The organism is Vibrio sp. QJM3NY_15 (assembly GCF_057785995.1).
This window is the reverse complement of sequence record NZ_CM173518.1, coordinates 1,787,473-1,805,367: the sequence shown is the minus strand read 5'-3', so window position 1 is coordinate 1,805,367 and position 17,895 is coordinate 1,787,473. Positions and strand designations below refer to the sequence as shown.

Here is a 17,895-nt window from a genome sequence, read left to right as displayed (position 1 = left end):
GTTTAAGGTAATACTATGATGAAGAAGAGTTTAGCGACTGCGGTTGCTTTATTGGTTTCAACGTCCGCATTGATTTCAACGTCGGCCATGGCAGCCAATAGCGTTCAACAAACCGTTGATGCACCAGCGCAAAATATCAATCAAGTGCTTGAAATGACGGACACTCAATCCCGTATTCAACAATTGTCTTACATGGCACAAGATCAGAATCAATCGATCGAGAACCGTACTGGTGCATTGCAAGAACTTGCGAAATACCCAAGCCAGAATGCGCTGGTGGCGGTTGCTAGGGGCTTAAAAGATCAAAACCCTGAAGTTCGTGAAGCGGCAGTGATCGGTTCTGAACCTTACCAACTTGAGCATCGCTGGGCATTGGTGTCGCCACTGTTAAAAGACACCGATACCATGGTTCGTCACACGGCAACGTCAAATCTGATTCGTGACTTTAATGTTCTAGATGACCAACAAAAAGCACAAATTGAACCACCAGTACAAGAGTTGATTAGCTTCTTGGAAACGCAAGAATCTGAAAAATTTCAACTGTTGTTTGCTGATGTGCTTCGCTGGCACAACGAGTGGGATAAGGCGGAAACGGTTTATCTAGAGCTCATCAAAACTCATCCCGAAGAGCCACAAGTTTGGCTGAGCTATGCTGATAACTTCCGATCACAGAGCAAAGACCAACAAGCGGTTGAAGTGCTAGATCGCGGTTTGAAGAACGTACCAGACAATGCAGCGATGCATTATTCTAAATCTTTGACACTGGTTCGTCTTGAAGACAAGAGTGCTGCGGCAAATGAGATTGAAGTGGCAGCAGAACTTGCGAAGGATAACAGCTACTACTGGTACTTAAATGGAGTATTGCAAGAAGAGTTGAATATCGATAAGTCGACTAAGTCTTTCGAGAAAGCGTATTTGATCTCTGGGTCACCAGAGCAGCTATACGCAGTATGTGACATCTACGTACGTTACGGTAATGAAAAAACGGATGAATGCTTGGCAGAGCTTTCAAAAGTGGCACCGGGTTACGTAATTGATCAGCTGAAAGAGAAGCGAGTAGCGCCAAGCTCATAATCCTTGTATGAGTAAATAGAGAAGCCGCTAATGAAAAGCCAGTCGAAATGTTCGACTGGCTTTTTTGTATTTAGTGTTAACCCATACCAACACGGGTCATAGAGTTCTGTTTGGAATGTGTTTCAAAGCAAGCCTTAAGTTGGAAGCGTCTAAAGTGGGTGAACGTAGTCGCTCACCCATTTAGTTAAATCATTCGCCCATTGAGGTGGATGCGCGACGTCTGTCTGTTGCGCCATGGATCTTGCCATCTTTGATTTCAATGGCGTTCAAACCGCTGACTACTGGAATCACATGCACTGGATAACCAAGCTGCATAAATTCAGGGACAAGCATTTCAGCGTAAGTCTTCTTCTCAACTAATAAACCTGTTGGGTCATAAGGTTTGGTTCGATCAATTTTAGTGCCGTACTGAATGTTCGGCAGGTCAATTGCTTCTTGTGCGGAGAGATCCCAATCGAGAACGCCAACCACGGTTTTCAACACGTAACCTGGGATTTGCGAACTACCCGGAGACCCGACCACTAAGCGCAGGTCGTCTTTTTTGTCGATCACCATTAACGGCGTAATCGCTGAGCGAGGACGTTTGCCTGCTTCGATAGCGTTTTGTGTCGGCTTACCATTGATGGTTGGTTTGGTTGAGAAGTTTGCCATTTGCGCGTTAAGAATCACGCCGTCGACCATTACTCCTGAACCCATGCCTGTGCCGACTGTACTTGTCATTGCAATCGCATTTCCGTCTTTGTCGATAATGGAAATGTGTCCGGTATCTTGACTCTCAAAGCCTTGATACTGCGCGTATTCGGTATCGGTGACTTTTCCCGCTTTAGGGTTGTTTTGAGCAATGCCACTTTCAGGGATCAGTTTGCGTCGTTCATCGATGTAGGATTTGTCGAGCAGGGCATTCACAGGGGCTTCAACGTAATCAGGATCGCCCGCATAAGCGATTCGATCGGCTTTGGCGATTCGCATTGCTTCCGTCATTAAGCGCCAAGGTTCCACATCGGTTTTTGACATGTCTGCCAAGTCGTAGGCCTCTAGCATTTCAAGACTTTGAGCAACCATCACGCCACCAGAGGCAGGGTAGCCAAACGAGACAATTTTATTGCCTCGATAGTCGCTCTCAATGACATCACGTTGTTTAACGTGGTAGTGCTCAAAGTCTTCGATAGAGAGCTTAGCGTGGTCTGAGTCGATACGGCTGTTGACCGTTTCTACGATGTGCTTACCAAACTCGCCACCATAAAGGTACTTATCGCCTTGTTGAGCAATATTGGTCAGTGTGTTGGCAAGCTCTGAATTGGTCATCAAGGTGCCTGTTGGTTTAATTTCGCCGTTATTCCAATAGAGTGCTTTGATTTCTGGATCTTCAATCAATCGTTCTTGCTCACGAACCACGATGTCATAGGTGTAGCTGTTCATTGCATAACCTTTACTGGCAAGCTCAATGGCAGGTTGAACAAGCTCTGACCATGGCAGTTTTCCGTATTCTTGATGAGTGCTATAGAGCAAACGGAGCGTGCCGGGAACTGCAACAGATCTTGGCCCTAAAATCTCATTTCGACTGAGTGCCTTACCACCTTCCATGAACATATCTGGAGTCGCACTTGAGGGCGCTTCATCACGTCCATCGAGAGCAAGAAATTGGTCTTTGTCTTTTTGATAAAACAGCGCAAAAGTACCACCGCCGATCCCTGTCATATCCGGTTCTACCACCGACATGGTCATCTGCATCGCAACCATGGCATCGACTGCGTTACCGCCTTTTTTGAGTATCGAATACCCTGTACTGCTTACGTATGGGTTAGTTGCACTTACCATAAACTCTTCGCCAGTTTCATCGGGCGTAATTGGAAAAGGATTTGGCTCAGCCGCGAAACCGACCGCTGAAACCAAACTTAAAGATAAAGTAGCTATTCGCATGCGTTCTCCGTTTAAGGTATCTGTTTATTTGCTCTAAGATTGACCGAGCAAGGTCGATGAAGTTCGTGAGTTTGCAGCCTTTTTACACAATGCTGACGGCTCTGACATTGGAATAAAACCATCTCAATATTCGCCGTCGAAACGATAGTTATGGTTTATGTTTCGGCAGGTTTGACTGAACAGTTACAGCGATAAAAAAGCCCAAGGTTGAATGATTACCCTGGGCTTTTTTTAATGGTGATTGTTTAATTCTAGGTTAGAAAACGAAACTCAACATAATGGTGTAAAGCACGGCATCTTTGTCATCAAAGCCAGTCTGTGCGTTAAAATCTTCGACAAACGCCCCGTTTGCTTTACGAGCTTCAAAATACTGCACTTCACCGTTGATAGAGACGTTTGGTAACACATCGTAATCCACACCAATTAGGTAGCTGTTTCCTGTTAGGTGCTCGTGTGAATCAAACTCAGCGCCATAAACGACGTAAGGAGTGAACGAATTGAGTCTGTAACCCAAACTTGCGTACATCGAAGAGGAGAAGTCACTGGTTTGTCCTTCACTGGCCAGTATTGCTTGACCAAATTCGTACTCGGCACCTAACGACCAAAGTTGGATGTGTTGGTTGTCTTGTTTTGGAAGAGATCCAACGTTTTTAATCTTAACCGTTTGATCGAAATTTGAATCTAAGAAGGATAAGTTCCAACGATAATCCTCTCCACTTAATTGCAAGTTGGCACCAAACATTCGATTGGTTTCAAATTCAAGCTCAGTTGTCGAATTGAAGTCGACTTCATTGTTATCTTTAATTCCGAAAAACGGAGAGAGTAGCAGGGTAGCTTCATCGCTTACATCATGAGTCCAGCTCACTTTGATACCATTGAAGGCAGTAATACCTAATACGGAATTGTATACCTCTGTTGGTGGTCTTGCTGTCATATAGGCTTGGCCGACATAGTAGTATTCAGAGGCAAGGAACAGTGGCAGCCTTAAGCGTCCAATACTTACATCGAAGTCATTAAACTCGTAACCGACGTAAGCCCACTCTAATTGAGGATCACTCCAATCATACTGAGGTGGTTTGACAACTTGCACAGAAGCTTTGAATGAGTTGTAGAAGTAGTCTAACTGAACTCCAAATGTGGTATCGCAGTCGTAACAATTTTCATCAGTAAAACCGCGGTTGATGATGAGTGGATTGTCGTTATCTGAGGTTGCCCAAGAAGTAGAACCGAATCCGCTTAACGAAAAATTATCGGTAAGTTCAATAATGGCAAAAGCCGGAGAGGCAATCGAAGCACATAGCACTGACGTAATTATTTTTTTCATATTATTTCTCCGAACTTATAACGTAGAGAACGTTGGCATTTTGAGGAACCGAAGAGAGTGGGGAGTAACCAATACGGTTTGGTTTGTCGTCTAGCCAGTCGACTAAACTGTCTGTCGAAGCCGTTTTGATTTCTCTTGGATAACGAGCTTTTCCTGAAAAAGATAAGCCAGCCCAGTGTGCATTCATTTGGGCTGCATTTTTCCCCAGTAAAAGTTGATAAAATTTTTCTCTCTCGGCGCTGTTTTCAGGCCAATCAGACAGTTCTACGCGTTTGCCGTTGAGGCGTTTTGTTTTTCCTCTGTATAGCTTTCTCGCTTTGTTTATTGATATCTCTTCAAACCCTGCGTCTAGAGAGAATATTGCATAATCTTCTGCGGCATGAGCCGGATTGAGAAGAAGCAAGCTTCCTAACAACCCCATAGCCGCGGATAGCAGCGCTCTGCTCGAGAGCGTTTTAATTGTTTTGATCCAATCCATTGGTTTCTCCTAACAAGTCGCACTTTCTATTTGGTGGAATAGCTTTTCTTTTCTTACGGGCTTCGCTACGTACCCATCCATTCCGGAATCAAAGCACTTTTGAATATCATCATCGATAACGCTGGCGGTTAACGCGATAATAGGAGTTTTGCTTAAGCCTAGGTTTTTCTCGTGTTCGCGAATCTCCTTAGTTGCGGTGAAGCCGTCCATCACCGGCATCATGCAATCCATTAAAATAATGTCGAAGCTACTGTCGTTCTGATACATATCAACGGCTATTTGTCCGTTGTCTGCAATTTCAAAGGCATAGCCAGCTTTTGTTAGCATGACTGAAGCAACCTTCTGGTTTACGCGATTGTCTTCTACCAACAGGATTTTCTCTGATTTGCTTGGTATCACGTTCAATTCGGCTTGCTCAGGTAGCGTTTTCTTGGCTGTTTTTGCGTTATGAATAGGGGTGACCGTTGAGGTGGTGGATACTGAAGGTGTGTTATGGGTGGCAGGCAATGGCATTGCCTCTACCGCCGCGAGAACTTTCTCTTTCAACATCTCGAATTTGAATGGTTTTGGCACGTAGTCGTCCATGCCTACATCGAAACACTTTTGGATATCGTCATCAATCACACTTGCTGTGAGGGCGATGATAGGGATGCGTCGCGTCGCATTGGTCTCTTTTTCAACGCGACGAATATTACCTGTCGCTTCAAAGCCGTCCATAACGGGCATCATACAATCCATCAGTATTACGGCGTAGTTAGGGTTTGCCGTAAACATGTTGACGGCTTCTTGGCCGTTATTCGCAAACTCGAACTCGAAGCCACTTTTTCCTACGTGAAGTCCGGCAATCTTTTGGTTGATTTTGTTGTCTTCGACGATAAGGATTTTTTGTTGAATCGTCAGGGCTTGTTGGTTGGCTTCTGATAGTTCAGCTAGGCCTTGTGTGTCACAAAGTTCAATGGCTTTAATTAAGCGCAAGCCGAGTAGGGGTTGCGATACCTGAGCCGTAATACAGTTGCCAATATCTGCAGGGTCACTTAGGAATGATCGAATCAAACAAATAGTCGCGCCATTTTGATGGAGTTTATTTAGGCTGTCTGAATAGTCACTCGCTTGGAATGAATCGTCTTCAGCAAAAATGACCGTGATTGGCTTATTGTGCTGTTTTACAGATATTTGTTCATTGATGGTGTCTGCGCTGTTGGTTTGCTGAGTGATCTTTAAACCATAAAGGTTAAGGTCTCTTTCTATGCGCTCAGAAAGCATGTTTTCATTACCCAGAATGTAGATGTTTGCTGATGCTGTGCTTGGTTTAGGAAGCATCAGATCAACGGGCAGCGCTAAATCGAAGTAGAAACAACTGCCTTCACCTTTGACTGAGTCGAGTTGAATCTGACCACCCATAAGCTCAACAAGCTGAGTACTGATCGCAAGCCCAAGACCAGTACCACCGAATTGTCTGGTCGTTGAATCATCTTCTTGAGCGAACGGTTCGAATATTTGTTTCTGTTGTTGTTTATCGATACCAATACCTGTGTCGCGCACTGCGAATCGAATGGTGACATTGTCGTTAGACTGTTCGAGTGTCTTGATTGATAGTGTTACACCACCTTCGGCTGTGAACTTCACTGCGTTCGACATAAAGTTCATCAAAATCTGTCTTAGTCGGTGGTCATCGATCATCACGCGTGCAGGTGTGTCGGGGCTGATATCGACGTTGACTGATATTTTCTGCTCCTTGGCTTTAGGCGCAACAATCGAAGCGATGTCGTAAATGGATTCTCTAATCGATGCCGAATGCGGGCTTATCAACAACATGCCAGATTCAATCTTAGAGAAGTCTAAGATGTCGTTGATCAGGCTTAGTAGTAATTGAGATGAGGTCTCGATTGTATCTACATAATCACGTTGTGTTGGTGTAAGTGGAGTATCCGATAGGATCTCTGAGATACCGATAACCCCGTTTAACGGAGTGCGAATTTCATGTGACATGTTAGCCAAGAAGCTACTTTTCGCTTTACTCGCTTGTATTGCATGATCTTTGGCTCTCTCTGCGTCTTCTACGGCTAAGGTTAGCTTCTCTTTTGCGTGTTCTCGCTCGATGGTCAATCGTTCAACTTGCTGCGCAAATAGGCTGAGTTCATCTTTGCCTTGAATCAGTTTATCCAAAGAAGGTCGAGTTTCATCATTTTCGCTTTTCAAGAAAGCTAACACCAAATTCAGGTTGTTGGTGACTTGTCGTGCCAAGCTTAGGGTTAATCCCATCACAATGGTCGCGAGCAAAGCAACGATCGAGATAAACAGGGTTCGCTGGATTTGCGCTTCATAGATGGCTTGCTCAACTTCCTGTTGGAACTCTTGCTTGATAACATTACCGAGGCTTTGCAATAAGCTGAGTCGAGCGCTCATTGCCTCTAATCCGACAGAAATCTCTTGTGGCGCCAGTTGGCTGATTGCGTTTAGGTCGAGTAGTGCGCTGCGGATCTCTTGGCTTTGAGCAAACACATCGTTTCTAAACACTTCAACCATCAATGACACTTGATGTTCGTTGGCATTCAATGACACAAAGCGTTCTAGGAACAGTTGTTGTCTTTCACTCAGAGTTTTGATCTGTTCAGCGAGTTCTGGGTCGTATTCTTGGCTATTTTGGAATATCTCGATCAATGAGGTACCCAGTTTAAATTCTTCATTTGACCAAAACATCAGCCATTCAAGTTGTTGTAACGCGGTGAGGTGTTGTTGAATTTCACGCTTGGTGTTTTCGAAAGGGACTTTTTCTATCTCAAGTAGCAACTGTTTGTACAAATCACTCTGCCATTCAAGTGCATCCAATTTATCGTAACTATCCGTCGCTTCCATCGTTGATAGAGTCGCTTCGCTGAAGTCTGCAACCAGTTGGTTCATTTCATCAGAGGTGTTTAAAAATATAGCTGGAGAAAGCGTTTTTAGTTCTGCCTTTACTTGGCTGCTTTGTGTCGCGAATTCTTCAGGGCTAGAAGCCAGAGTGCTCCGATATAAGACCGAAATATCTTGAAGATACACAGATAACTGATTGGTTCGTTCAAAATCGGTTAACTGAGTCGTTAAAATATACGCTTGTCTGCCTGCTAGAAAGAGCAGTAGTGAAATGGGAAGTAGAACTAAGCCAAAGAGTTTATGTTTGACTGAAAGGTTATTCCAGACCGTAATCGCCATATAAGGATCCATCCAACTGTTTTTATATAAAAACAGTAGAATAAAAATGCGGATATGGAAACCTTGAAACGGTAAATTTAATGGAAGTGTGGGAGGGGTATAAGTTCTTGTGATTCCAGAGCTTATTTTGAAATATGTTCTCTTACTAGCAACTTATAGCGATTGTCAGTCGGTTTAATTTTTATGCTTATTGATGAATAGCTTATAAAGCGAGTTAATGAGGGCGCTTTTTATCGAGACTTAGTTCAAACAGAAGTTGCTCTAACACCGTTTTTGCAGAGGGTTCTAATGTCCAAACCCCTAGCATTCTGTTTAGCGCGGCGCGGTACACTCTGTTTTTGAGTAGGAAAGCGAGCGTACTCGTATCGTTGTTCAAAACATGTGTTTGTATGACGGTTAGCTCAGCTTTGTTCTCGATATCGACTTTCTGAAGGTTGAAAGCGGGTAGAAAGGCACACTCATACCAAACCTCAACGATCTCTCGAAGTTCGATCTCCTCTTCAGGCACATCGCAGCCCTGAAGTTGATGGTTTTCAGGAATTGCGGATAAGTAAGCGACATCAAGCTTGTCTGCAACGAATGTGTACATTTGCTTCCTTGTTACATGTGATTTATGAGCGAATCATCTCTCTCACTTATGTTTTTGTCAATTACATCCATTTATTGAACGAGTGATCTGTGAATAAGCATCGTCGTGTTTAACTCAAACTGTTTAAGTATTTGTCTGTTAAGCCAAAATATTTCAAGTTGCCATCAGGTTCTAGAACCAAGCTCATATTGGAAGTAGCGATCAAACCGGGATCATTGGTCGAAAAAATGACTGTTTTATTCAGCAACTTATCGCTGAACAGGCGGTTAAAATACTGCGCGTTTTCATTTTCAGCCCCGTTGAACGGTTCATCAATGATTATCAGAGATTGTTCACAGTTACCTAAACCAAGCGCCAAACGCAGCTTTTGTTGAATGCCATTGGGAAGACCTTTGCACTTATCGACACTCAATTGAGTCGCCAAGCCTTCTGGCAGCCATTCGTCTAGCTCGAAGAAGCTCACCATCTCCTGCATTTTCTCTGTCGGAATCAATCCATTGTGTAAAATGAAATTGGTCTCCAAAGAACCTTCGAAAATGTGCAAATTGAAAGGGATGTAGTTAATCGACGTGCGATAGCGATAGCTGTTGAATTGCTTAATGTTATAGCCATCGACAGACACCGCACCTTGATAACGATCTTCTAAGCCAGCCATGATTGAAATGAGCGTGGTCTTTCCGCTGCCTGTCGGTCCACATATGACGACTTTTACACTGGGAGGTATCTTAAAGCCAAGGTTGGTTAATCCTGTTGCTGCTCCTGTGTAACGGTGACTCACACCACTGCCCACAATGCTTCCTTGGAACAAGCGAATAGGCGGGCTCTTCTCTAAGGTCAGTTTATCGTCATTCATCGACATCAAGTTGTTGATCTGTGCCGACGAAGCCTTGATGGATTGAAACTTAGAAATCGAGTTATAGATGCCCATTATCGGGCCTAGTGCTTTCCAAACGAGAATAACGGTCGCAAGCATCGCGCCCGCATCAGAAGTGCCTTCCATTACGCCGATTACTGCGGTCACGATACTTGCCGTACCAATCACCTGAATCAAACTACCGCCAGCAGCCTGAATTTTACTGTTGGTTACAGCAACGTTCTCCGCGTCACTGGTGCTTTGCATATGTGAGGCACTAAAACGAGATTGAACCACGCGCAGTAAAGGCAAACCCTGAATGGTCTTGATACCACGAAGGATTTCATTCCATTGATAAGAGACCATCGCATTGGCGCGAGAGCTTTTGGATGTGGCTTGAGAATAGATATAGCGTGAGTACACACAGAACACCAACATCAAGATTAATCCGCCCATCACCACAAGCGCTGCCGTGCCAGACATTAGGGCAATCGCGATGATAAAAACAATCACAAACGGCATATCAAAGTAGCTGAGAGTTGATTCAGCGGTCACTAAGCGACGGAAGGTATCGATATCTTTCAATCGCGCCAGTTGAGATGAAACCCCTGCAGTTGATGTCATTGCGTAAGGTAGCCAAAGCAGTTTCGATATTACGGCTTGGGATATGTGAACCGCGAGATCTTTACCGGAGGTAGCAATGATGTTGACTCGCATCTTTTTAAAAAAGTATTCTGAAAACCCCACAATAATGGCAAATAAGGTCAACCAATAGAGTGTCGCTTGAGAACTCGAAGTAAGCGCGAAGTTATACACACTCATGATAAAGAATGGCTGTAATGCGCCCAGAATACTGATCACGAAGCTAAGAATGATCAGGCTTTTAAGTTCATTGTTATAACGATAGAAAGCGTACCTTATCCAATTGCTTCTGTCCTGAGATTCCGGTGGTGGTTCGCGGAACAGGCGGGAATATTCACTAATTGCAATCAACAAGCAGGGCTTCTTGCACATTGGATACTCAATGGTGTTGTTGTTCGTGTAATCAAACAACATCAGCTTTCCATCTTTGGTACCTAAAAAGATGGCGCTAAGATTTTCTATCTCAATAAAGCACGGGTGAGGGTACTTATCGATATTCTCGAGCGTTTTTAATTGGGTGACATCACAACGGTATCCAAGACGTTCTATGGTTGCAGTAAAGCTGTCGCTGTCTTTTGGCTTGGGAATAAAGGCGTCACTGAGTATAGAGGGTGTACCTTCCCACTCAAGAGCAATCAAGGTATAGGCCAAGCCGCGAATCAGAGGTGAATGACTGTAACGCTCGTCATAACCGCTTGCTTCAAAATCCGAAACACGTTGCGAGACGTTGTTGAAGTCTACAAGGATACTCATTGGTCACCTCCCGTAAGCTTGACACGTTTGAGGCGGTGGTTAAGTTTGTCCATCTTATTGCTGGCGATGATTAAGATTTTGTCATTCGCACGATAGGCGGTACTGGTCAGCACGACGCGCGCAAACTCTTCGTCAAAGACACAATCGATATCGTCGAATATCAATACACGTTTACTGGCGAGCAGGGCTCGGACTAATAACAGAGCATATCCCACTTGGCGAGAGAATGGATTGCGCATGTGCCCTTTGAGTTCCGTATAAAAACCAGCAGGAAGTCCGTCAATTTGCGCCTTGATGTTCATGGTTTCACATAAGGCGAAAGCGGTGTTATTCAAGCTTGGACGGAAACAGGTTAGGTTATCAATAATGGTTCCTTCCACGAATGAACTTGTTTTATCGACCATCAGCACGCTGTTACGCCAAACGTTGTAGTTTACGTTACTCAGAGGCGTGTCATTAATCATGATGTCCAGTTTGTTATCATTGTTCTGACGTGTAATACAGTTAGCAAGGTGGGTCTTACCGGAGCCACTTTTCCCAGTAAGCAAATAGGTTTGTCCGAGTTCGAATTCGATACGCTGCTTTTCAGAATATTTAACAGAAATACGTTCTACTTCGGTCGTCTCATGTTGATGTTCAACCGACGCGGCCAGTTCAAGAAGCTCGGCGATGCGCTGTATATGGAGTTTGTTTAGCTCCCAACGGCTCGCGGTACGCATCACTTGTTGGTAGGGCGCAAAGTAACGGTTGGTCAGCATGATGATCGCGGCCATGATGCCTTGGCTCGACTCCATATTGATCACGGCTGTTGCCAATACCACAACAACACAAGCAATCGAGAGTTGTTGGATGAGCGCTAAGATCAAGCCAAAATTCGATTCAATCTGTTCGTATTTGATGTTTTCAACTTCACGTTCCTCGACCATTTGTGTCATTAGGCTTTCAACGCGGTATTCCATGTTTCGCGCTTTGATATCCAGCGGGCTAGAAATGATTTCAATGATCTTGGACGTCGTTAAGCCCTCTATATCGGACTTGTTCTGTAAGCTGCCAATCTTTTGTTTAGAAAGGCTCCAAGCGAAAATGGCCAAGATCAGAGAGGCAATCAGAAGCGTCACGCCAGCCCATATGTTGATGAGGCCGATGATGAGGATGGTTATGACGCTGACGGCAAGGTTTATCAGAGCTCGAACCGACTCTCCACCAAAGAAGGTTTTCAGTTCAGGAATGGTTGAGATTCGTTCGAGGTATTCGCCCGGTTCTAAGCGGCGAAATTTAGAGATCTCAGCCAAACAGATGGATTGGAATACCTTGTTGGTTAAGTTGGTCTCAAACTGCCTCATGATGACGGAAGATATCTTCTCTTCCTGATTTTTCAAGTGGTAGTCGAGGAAGATAGAAATCAGGATAATCGCGAACAGCAAGAACAAGGTATCTTGTGCTTGGTTGGGTAATACTCGGTCGAAAATGATCAGAATGGAGAAGGGCAGTACCAAGCCAAATAGAGTGGAAATTATTGTAGAGAAAGTCAGATAACACTTATCTGCCATATTGATCTTTTGAGAAAACTGCTCAGTTTGCATTACGACCTCCTGTTTTCAACGACTCAGTTGAGAGAAGGTGTTTAGGCACTAACTCTTGATTGTTTCGTCCTTCGATATCACTCATCAATTGCATGATGCTTTCTATCGATTGAATCGAGAGCACGCCCTTAACTTGCTCAAGCTTGATGGTTTCGATGATGTAGTCGTATCTTGCGCTTTCATAATCTCTTAAGGCGCTGAAGAGCTTACTTTCTGCGGCAAGCAAATCGGTGATCGTACGGGTGCCTAACTGGTATGCCCTTTGAATACCTTTGTAAGACGCATAGTTGGCGCGAATGATGTTCTCGTAACTGCTTATAGATTGCGAAAAATCGTTAATGTTGAGCACAGAGGTGTTCACGCTGTTACGTGTAGTGTAAAGCGAGTCTTGATAAAGCAGTTCGGTACGTTCAATTGCCGTCGATGATTTTTGATATCCGTAATAATCAGAACCACCAGATAAGATAGGCAAGGCTAGATTCAAGCCAACACTGGTAGAGTTGCTTTCGCCTGTCGCAGTGATGTCGGTTTTGTCGTAGTTATTGGCGTCATCGTGACGATAACTGGCTGAAAGCGACACGGTAGGTAAGAAGTTTGTACCGCTCTCTTTTAAGCTTCTACGGCTTCTCTCGACGTTTTTCTTCGCAACTAACAAGTCGTTGTTGAGCTTTAATGCTTGATCCATGATTGAGTGTTGTTCGCTTTCGTTTATCTCTTTTAATGGCACACTTTCGTATATATCTTGTGATGGAGTGATAGGGTACTGAATCTGAATGGACAGCCCGTTGAGAATGACACGGCGATCTTTCTGCAAGGTTCTTAATCGATTCGACACGCCTTCTTTCTGAGCGATAACTTCGTACAGCTCGCTGGCGGCTGTGTTCCCCAATTCTACGTTGCGTCGCATCTGGTGTTCACGAGTCTCAGACGATTTAAGCTCTACCTTTGTCGCTTTTATTTGCGCATTGTTTTTCAAATACTCGAAGTATTGAGAGCCGATTTCAGAGATGGTGCTCTGTATTTTGTTCTCGTGTTTAATTTCTTCAATATTGAAGTCGAGTTTTGCCGTTCCATATTTAAAAATATCACCAAGATTGAATATCGACTGGGAAAGGGAAAGGCTGTAGCTGTTTGAGTTATAGCTGGAGGTTTCATCGGGCACGCTCGATAACAAGGTTTCATTCTCATTCCATGTGGTATCAGCTGCACCATTGAGTGAAGGAAGAAACTTAGAGCGACTGATCCCAATGTTGTATTCGTTCTCTTCCACACCTTTATCACTGGCGCGAAGGGACAGGCTGTTTTGCAGGCCGAGTTCTACTGCCTCAAGCAGGGTCGTTGCCGATGCTGAAGGTGTCGTGCTGAATACAAGCGCAGCCATGATGCTGCTAGTTAAGTTTCTGTACCGCCACATACTTGTTGATCACCTTGATGATTTGGTCGCTTTTGTAAGGTTTGCTGATCACGTAATCCATTCCGGCTTCAATACAAGCCTGATGTTCGTTACTGCTGGTCAATGCGGTTGCCCCTATGATGGTACAAGGGTTTTTCTCGTTCTCTTGTTCAAACTGGCGAATGCGTTTGGTCGCTTCAATGCCGCCCATACCCGGCATAATGCAGTCCATGAAGATGATGTCAGAACGTTTATTCATGAAGTGCTCTACTGCGTCGGCACCATCGCCAACCGTGTCTGGTTCATACTCTTGTTTGGTTAAAATTCGTTTAAGTAAGATTTGTTGAACTCGGTCATCCTCTACGATAAGGAATGAACTGTTTTCCATCTGCTCTTCTGATGCTTCTGCTTCCATAATGGTGAGTAAGTTCGGAATAAACTCATAAGGAATCGCAGGGGAGTTGATGATCTTATCGACGAAGCTGTGACACTCTTGTGCATGCTGAGTATTGGTTACTGACAGCAACAGCTTGGTATTCGGATGATTCTTAAGTTGAGATTTCACCGTTTTGCTCAGTGATGGCAGCTTGTTAGGTTCAAAGGTATCGGTCAGCATGATGGCATCGTACTCACCAAAGGTCTTGGCCGCTGAAAACAACTCATTTGCAGTGCGGATTTCAGTGATATCAAGCCCCAAGTTACTGAGCATTTTCTTCATTACATCGATACGAACTTGCGTATTGGCGCACAGCAGTAAACGCTTGCCGTCGAAACGAGTTTTCTCTGTATGGAAATTCTTCGCCTTGAGATCAAGCTCGATCTGAAAACGTTCCTGTGTACCTGATTGGAACCAGTGACTTTCGTAATACCCGTAATCTTTTAATACGCTTTTCGCTAAGTCGTCTGTGTTAGCAGTATGGTGTTTATGATCGCTCCAATGGAGCTTGTTGAGCTTGGCAACAGAGACATCTAACGTTGAAAGGAAATTCAGGTTGATGGTGACACGTGTATTTTCCATATCCGAAGCTGCGCCAGACTCTATTGTCACGAACAACTTCTTGTTTGATTTAAGTTGGATGGCGTTAGAAAGCTGTAGGAACAAGATCCAGAACAAGCTGGTGGATTGACCTTCAACACGGTTGGGCAAATTATCAGAGATAAAGCAGTCGAGTTGACCTTCGTTCCTCTGAACTTTGGCGCTGATATGAATCATCAATTCAGACAACACGCTCAGTAGCGAGAATTCCTTCGACTTACTTTCCGTACCTTGTGAAATCAATCGGTTATAGTTTTCTGCTAACTCAGATAGGGTGCTACATGCAGAGGTAATATCCTTCGCCATCAATACGCCGTTTTCATCGGTTTCTTGAACCAGATATTGGACACCACCATTGATGGTGTTGGTGATTCCGCGAATCTCATAGCCGATTAGCGCATACAGTTGTTTGTAGAGGTCGTTATTGCGCTTTTGGTCTTCCAATTTACTGAAGATCAGCTTGAGATGAGAGTAGATCTGGCGTTGTTTCGGATTGATGCTCACTTCATTCAGAAGCTCTTCGAGCCTTTGTAAGTCGAGTTGTTTCAGCTCTTGATAGAGGGCATCGAACTCATAGTCGATTTCTCGCTCATTAGAGCTGGATTTCTTCAGCTTCAACATAGCAACTGAATTTGATAGGACCGTGATTACTGCCAGTATCACGACCACCATAAACAACCAGATAAAGAACTCGTTTTTCTCTGACATCAAGTCGCTCGCATGGTTGTTAAACATGGTGCGATAGTTGTCGTCCATTTGTAGGTAGTTGTTCGTCAGTGACAGGTATAAGTCGAGTACGTCGTTGCGTGTTTTAGTGCTGTCGGAAAAGCGATTGATCGCTAATTCAAGTTGGGTGTATTCAGTCGCGCCAACCAAGCTGAACTCAGTTTTGTTCAAAGAGGCTAGCGATCTAAATTCATCTATTTCACGCTTCAAGTTAGCTAGATTGAATTCGTTAGTACCACAAGTGTCGGTACTTAAGCACTGCTGTAGAGTTTGAATATCTTGTTCGATGGTCTGATTAAGCTTCTGAGCTTGTATGAGCAGTGGGGCGCTTTGTACTTGAGCAACCGAATCTACTTTTGACCAAGAAAAGTATAAATAGAAAGCGAGCGCCGCCAGTACTACGCTGAATAATATGCTCAGACGTAGTGCTGGTACGGAAATGTTATAAGAAGGTTTTCCGCTCATTGATTACCTCTCATCGAATGCATCTTCGATGGCTGACATCACCGGTTTTGCTGCGTATTCGATCACGCGACGCGAGCCGGTTTTTACGTCGGCGGTAAATTCCATATAAGGTGATAATTTGTATTGAGTGCCTCCTCGCTCAAGAAAATTTCGATCAATCTCAATTTCTGCTAAATAGAATTCGGCATCTTCTTCTTCGTATGATGAACGGCTAATTGAGGCGATGGTCCCCTCAACAAATCCATATTTTGCGAAGTTGTAAGTATCCATTTTTACTTTTACCGCTTGACCAATTTCGACAAACCCCATGTCTTTACGCGGAATTTTCGCTTCACCGTGTAGAGAGTTATTGATTGGCGCAATATCAGCGATACTCTCGCCGGGTGGTATTACCGCAGAACGGAAGTTGAAGTGTAATTTGTCGACCACACCATCCACTGGTGAGTAGACGATTAAGCGATCTACCTTATCGGAATGTTGTGGTTGCAAGATCCGTTTTAGTTTGAGGTCTTTGTTGGCCTGAATGATTTGTGCTTGGTACTCAGAGTTGCGATTCTCAACCAAATCTCGATGTTGTTTTTCGAGTTTGTCGAGCTGGAAACGTTCGTTCATGACGGACTCATCAAGGTTTTCAATCTCACGAACCATGTTGGATTCTTGTACTTTCATATTTAGAACGTCGACATAGGACGCCATCTCTTCTTTATAAAGCGTGTTTTTGATGTTGAGTTGTTTGCGAATGAGCGAGAGTTGGTTCTCTGAGCTTTTACGACGCTTTAGCATTGATCCAATCAAAGAGTTTTTGTGTTTAATATCGTGAGTGATCAGCTCTTCGTTGGAGCGGTTCTTCGAGAACTCTTGCTGCCACGTATTCATGTTGACTTGAACTTGTTCTGGGTATTTTTCGATGTAAGAAGCAAAGTTTGGTTCGATCATGTCACGCAAGCTTTCATAACGGATTTTATCGAGTTCCAGCTGAATGATTTCGGTGTTCACTGTATCGAGTTGGGTGTTACGGTCGAGTGAGCGGATTCGAGCAATAGGTTGGCCTTCATATACAACTTCCCCTTTTCTCACTAACAGCTCTTCTAAAATACCGCCTTCTAGGTGTTGAACTTTCTCAACATCAGACTCTAGTAACAGCTCGCCACGTACAGAAACGACAATGTCGATGCGTGCTTGTGACGCCACGGCGATAGCCACCAAAGCAAGTAGAAAAATGATGAGCAACGTCTTGTGAACGCTGGTCATCGCACTTGCAAGCACGATGGTGTCATCTGCTGTGACCTTGGAAGCCTCGTTGTTAGAAACGAGCGCTTTTCTGAGGTGATGCTCTATTTGGTTATTGCTCATGACCTACCTCGATGACTCGTCATCTACAACTTCCTTAATATCCAGCAAGTGATTGATTTGTCTATTGACGTTTTGTAGTTCAGTTTTCACATCTTCTAAAAGCGCTTCCGGCGCAGGGAATTCGTGTTTACTCAAATGTTCCAACTTGGCCATTTTGGGCGGCAGGTCTTGGTCGCATAACAAAGTTAAGATGGTTTTCAATTTTTTAGAGTAATTGTTGAGTTCATCAAAACGATTACCTTTATGAAGCATCTCTATGTTCATCGGTGCGTCCGAAAAGTCCTTATAAAAGTCGCCTAGCAGCAATTGCAGCCCTTTGTGGTTGTTGTCGATTGAACGCAACAAATTCGTCATGTCTATCATCATTCCACTGCCTTAATTGCTTTAATCACAATAAGTAAGGATCTTTAAAGGCAGTTTTCAAATTTTTTTTACTTCTTTATACATAAAAAGAAAAATATGAAAAAAGTTGTATAAAAACTTGGTTTTTCAAAATGGTGTCCTTTAATGCCTC

Annotated in this window: 12 protein-coding genes; 1 reads left to right on the top strand and 11 read right to left on the bottom strand. The window is 43.9% G+C overall.

Annotation, left to right across the window (positions count from 1 at the left end; translation table 11 throughout):
- Window positions 1–15 precede the first annotated feature (15 nt).
- Window positions 16–1,074: a tetratricopeptide repeat protein gene (locus AC3CKG_RS24145; protein ID WP_488529531.1), complete on the top strand. Its 1,059-nt coding sequence runs from the start codon at window positions 16–18 to the stop codon at window positions 1,072–1,074.
- Between the two features lie 189 nt (window positions 1,075–1,263).
- Here the strand turns inward: AC3CKG_RS24145 and ggt are convergent, their stop codons facing one another.
- From ggt to AC3CKG_RS24090, 11 genes are all read right to left on the bottom strand, one after another.
- A complete protein-coding gene (gene ggt, locus AC3CKG_RS24140; RefSeq protein WP_488529530.1) occupies window positions 1,264–2,994 on the bottom strand; it encodes a gamma-glutamyltransferase in 1,731 nt (576 codons plus the stop codon).
- A 256-nt stretch (window positions 2,995–3,250) separates the two neighbouring features.
- On the bottom strand, window positions 3,251–4,318 hold the full coding sequence (locus AC3CKG_RS24135; protein ID WP_488529529.1) for a sulfate ABC transporter permease: 1,068 nt from the start codon (window positions 4,316–4,318) through the stop codon (window positions 3,251–3,253).
- A gap of 1 nt (window position 4,319) precedes the next feature.
- The gene (locus tag AC3CKG_RS24130) at window positions 4,320–4,796 is read right to left on the bottom strand and encodes a hypothetical protein (protein WP_102339217.1); all 477 of its coding nucleotides are present in this window, start codon (window positions 4,794–4,796) and stop codon (window positions 4,320–4,322) included.
- Window positions 4,797–4,805: 9 nt separating this feature from the next.
- A complete protein-coding gene (locus tag AC3CKG_RS24125; protein ID WP_488529528.1) occupies window positions 4,806–7,988 on the bottom strand; it encodes a response regulator in 3,183 nt (1,060 codons plus the stop codon).
- Window positions 7,989–8,202: 214 nt separating this feature from the next.
- Window positions 8,203–8,577: a hypothetical protein gene (locus AC3CKG_RS24120; RefSeq protein WP_102313969.1), complete on the bottom strand. Its 375-nt coding sequence runs from the start codon at window positions 8,575–8,577 to the stop codon at window positions 8,203–8,205.
- Between the two features lie 109 nt (window positions 8,578–8,686).
- On the bottom strand, window positions 8,687–10,825 hold the full coding sequence (locus AC3CKG_RS24115) for an ATP-binding cassette domain-containing protein (RefSeq protein ID WP_488529527.1): 2,139 nt from the start codon (window positions 10,823–10,825) through the stop codon (window positions 8,687–8,689).
- Window positions 10,822–12,408 (bottom strand): ABC transporter transmembrane domain-containing protein, encoded by a 1,587-nt coding sequence (locus AC3CKG_RS24110; protein ID WP_488529526.1) that lies wholly within the window; start codon window positions 12,406–12,408, stop codon window positions 10,822–10,824. The genes AC3CKG_RS24115 and AC3CKG_RS24110 overlap by 4 nt, the downstream gene beginning before the upstream one ends.
- Window positions 12,398–13,822, bottom strand: a complete 1,425-nt coding sequence (locus tag AC3CKG_RS24105; RefSeq protein WP_102350726.1) for a TolC family protein — start codon at window positions 13,820–13,822, stop codon at window positions 12,398–12,400. The genes AC3CKG_RS24110 and AC3CKG_RS24105 overlap by 11 nt, the downstream gene beginning before the upstream one ends.
- Window positions 13,797–16,028: an ATP-binding response regulator gene (locus AC3CKG_RS24100; protein WP_488529525.1), complete on the bottom strand. Its 2,232-nt coding sequence runs from the start codon at window positions 16,026–16,028 to the stop codon at window positions 13,797–13,799. Before AC3CKG_RS24100 ends, AC3CKG_RS24105 begins: the two co-directional genes overlap by 26 nt.
- A gap of 3 nt (window positions 16,029–16,031) precedes the next feature.
- Window positions 16,032–17,381 carry an HlyD family type I secretion periplasmic adaptor subunit gene (locus AC3CKG_RS24095; RefSeq protein ID WP_017099383.1) on the bottom strand — a complete coding sequence of 450 codons (1,350 nt, stop codon included), beginning with the start codon at window positions 17,379–17,381 and terminating at the stop codon, window positions 16,032–16,034.
- Between the two features lie 3 nt (window positions 17,382–17,384).
- The gene (locus AC3CKG_RS24090) at window positions 17,385–17,747 is read right to left on the bottom strand and encodes a hypothetical protein (RefSeq protein WP_065104796.1); all 363 of its coding nucleotides are present in this window, start codon (window positions 17,745–17,747) and stop codon (window positions 17,385–17,387) included.
- Window positions 17,748–17,895: the final 148 nt, after the last annotated feature.

Excerpts from the sequence above, each read along its gene's own strand:
- AC3CKG_RS24145 (WP_488529531.1), top strand. The coding sequence starts at position 16 with ATGATGAAGAAGAGTTTAGCGACTGCGGTTGCTTTATTGGTTTCAACG.
- ggt (WP_488529530.1), bottom strand. The coding sequence starts at position 2,994 with ATGCGAATAGCTACTTTATCTTTAAGTTTGGTTTCAGCGGTCGGTTTC.
- AC3CKG_RS24135 (WP_488529529.1), bottom strand. The coding sequence starts at position 4,318 with ATGAAAAAAATAATTACGTCAGTGCTATGTGCTTCGATTGCCTCTCCG.
- AC3CKG_RS24130 (WP_102339217.1), bottom strand. The coding sequence starts at position 4,796 with ATGGATTGGATCAAAACAATTAAAACGCTCTCGAGCAGAGCGCTGCTA.
- AC3CKG_RS24125 (WP_488529528.1), bottom strand. The coding sequence starts at position 7,988 with ATGGCGATTACGGTCTGGAATAACCTTTCAGTCAAACATAAACTCTTT.
- AC3CKG_RS24120 (WP_102313969.1), bottom strand. The coding sequence starts at position 8,577 with ATGTACACATTCGTTGCAGACAAGCTTGATGTCGCTTACTTATCCGCA.
- AC3CKG_RS24115 (WP_488529527.1), bottom strand. The coding sequence starts at position 10,825 with ATGAGTATCCTTGTAGACTTCAACAACGTCTCGCAACGTGTTTCGGAT.
- AC3CKG_RS24110 (WP_488529526.1), bottom strand. The coding sequence starts at position 12,408 with ATGCAAACTGAGCAGTTTTCTCAAAAGATCAATATGGCAGATAAGTGT.
- AC3CKG_RS24105 (WP_102350726.1), bottom strand. The coding sequence starts at position 13,822 with ATGTGGCGGTACAGAAACTTAACTAGCAGCATCATGGCTGCGCTTGTA.
- AC3CKG_RS24100 (WP_488529525.1), bottom strand. The coding sequence starts at position 16,028 with ATGAGCGGAAAACCTTCTTATAACATTTCCGTACCAGCACTACGTCTG.
- AC3CKG_RS24095 (WP_017099383.1), bottom strand. The coding sequence starts at position 17,381 with ATGAGCAATAACCAAATAGAGCATCACCTCAGAAAAGCGCTCGTTTCT.
- AC3CKG_RS24090 (WP_065104796.1), bottom strand. The coding sequence starts at position 17,747 with ATGATGATAGACATGACGAATTTGTTGCGTTCAATCGACAACAACCAC.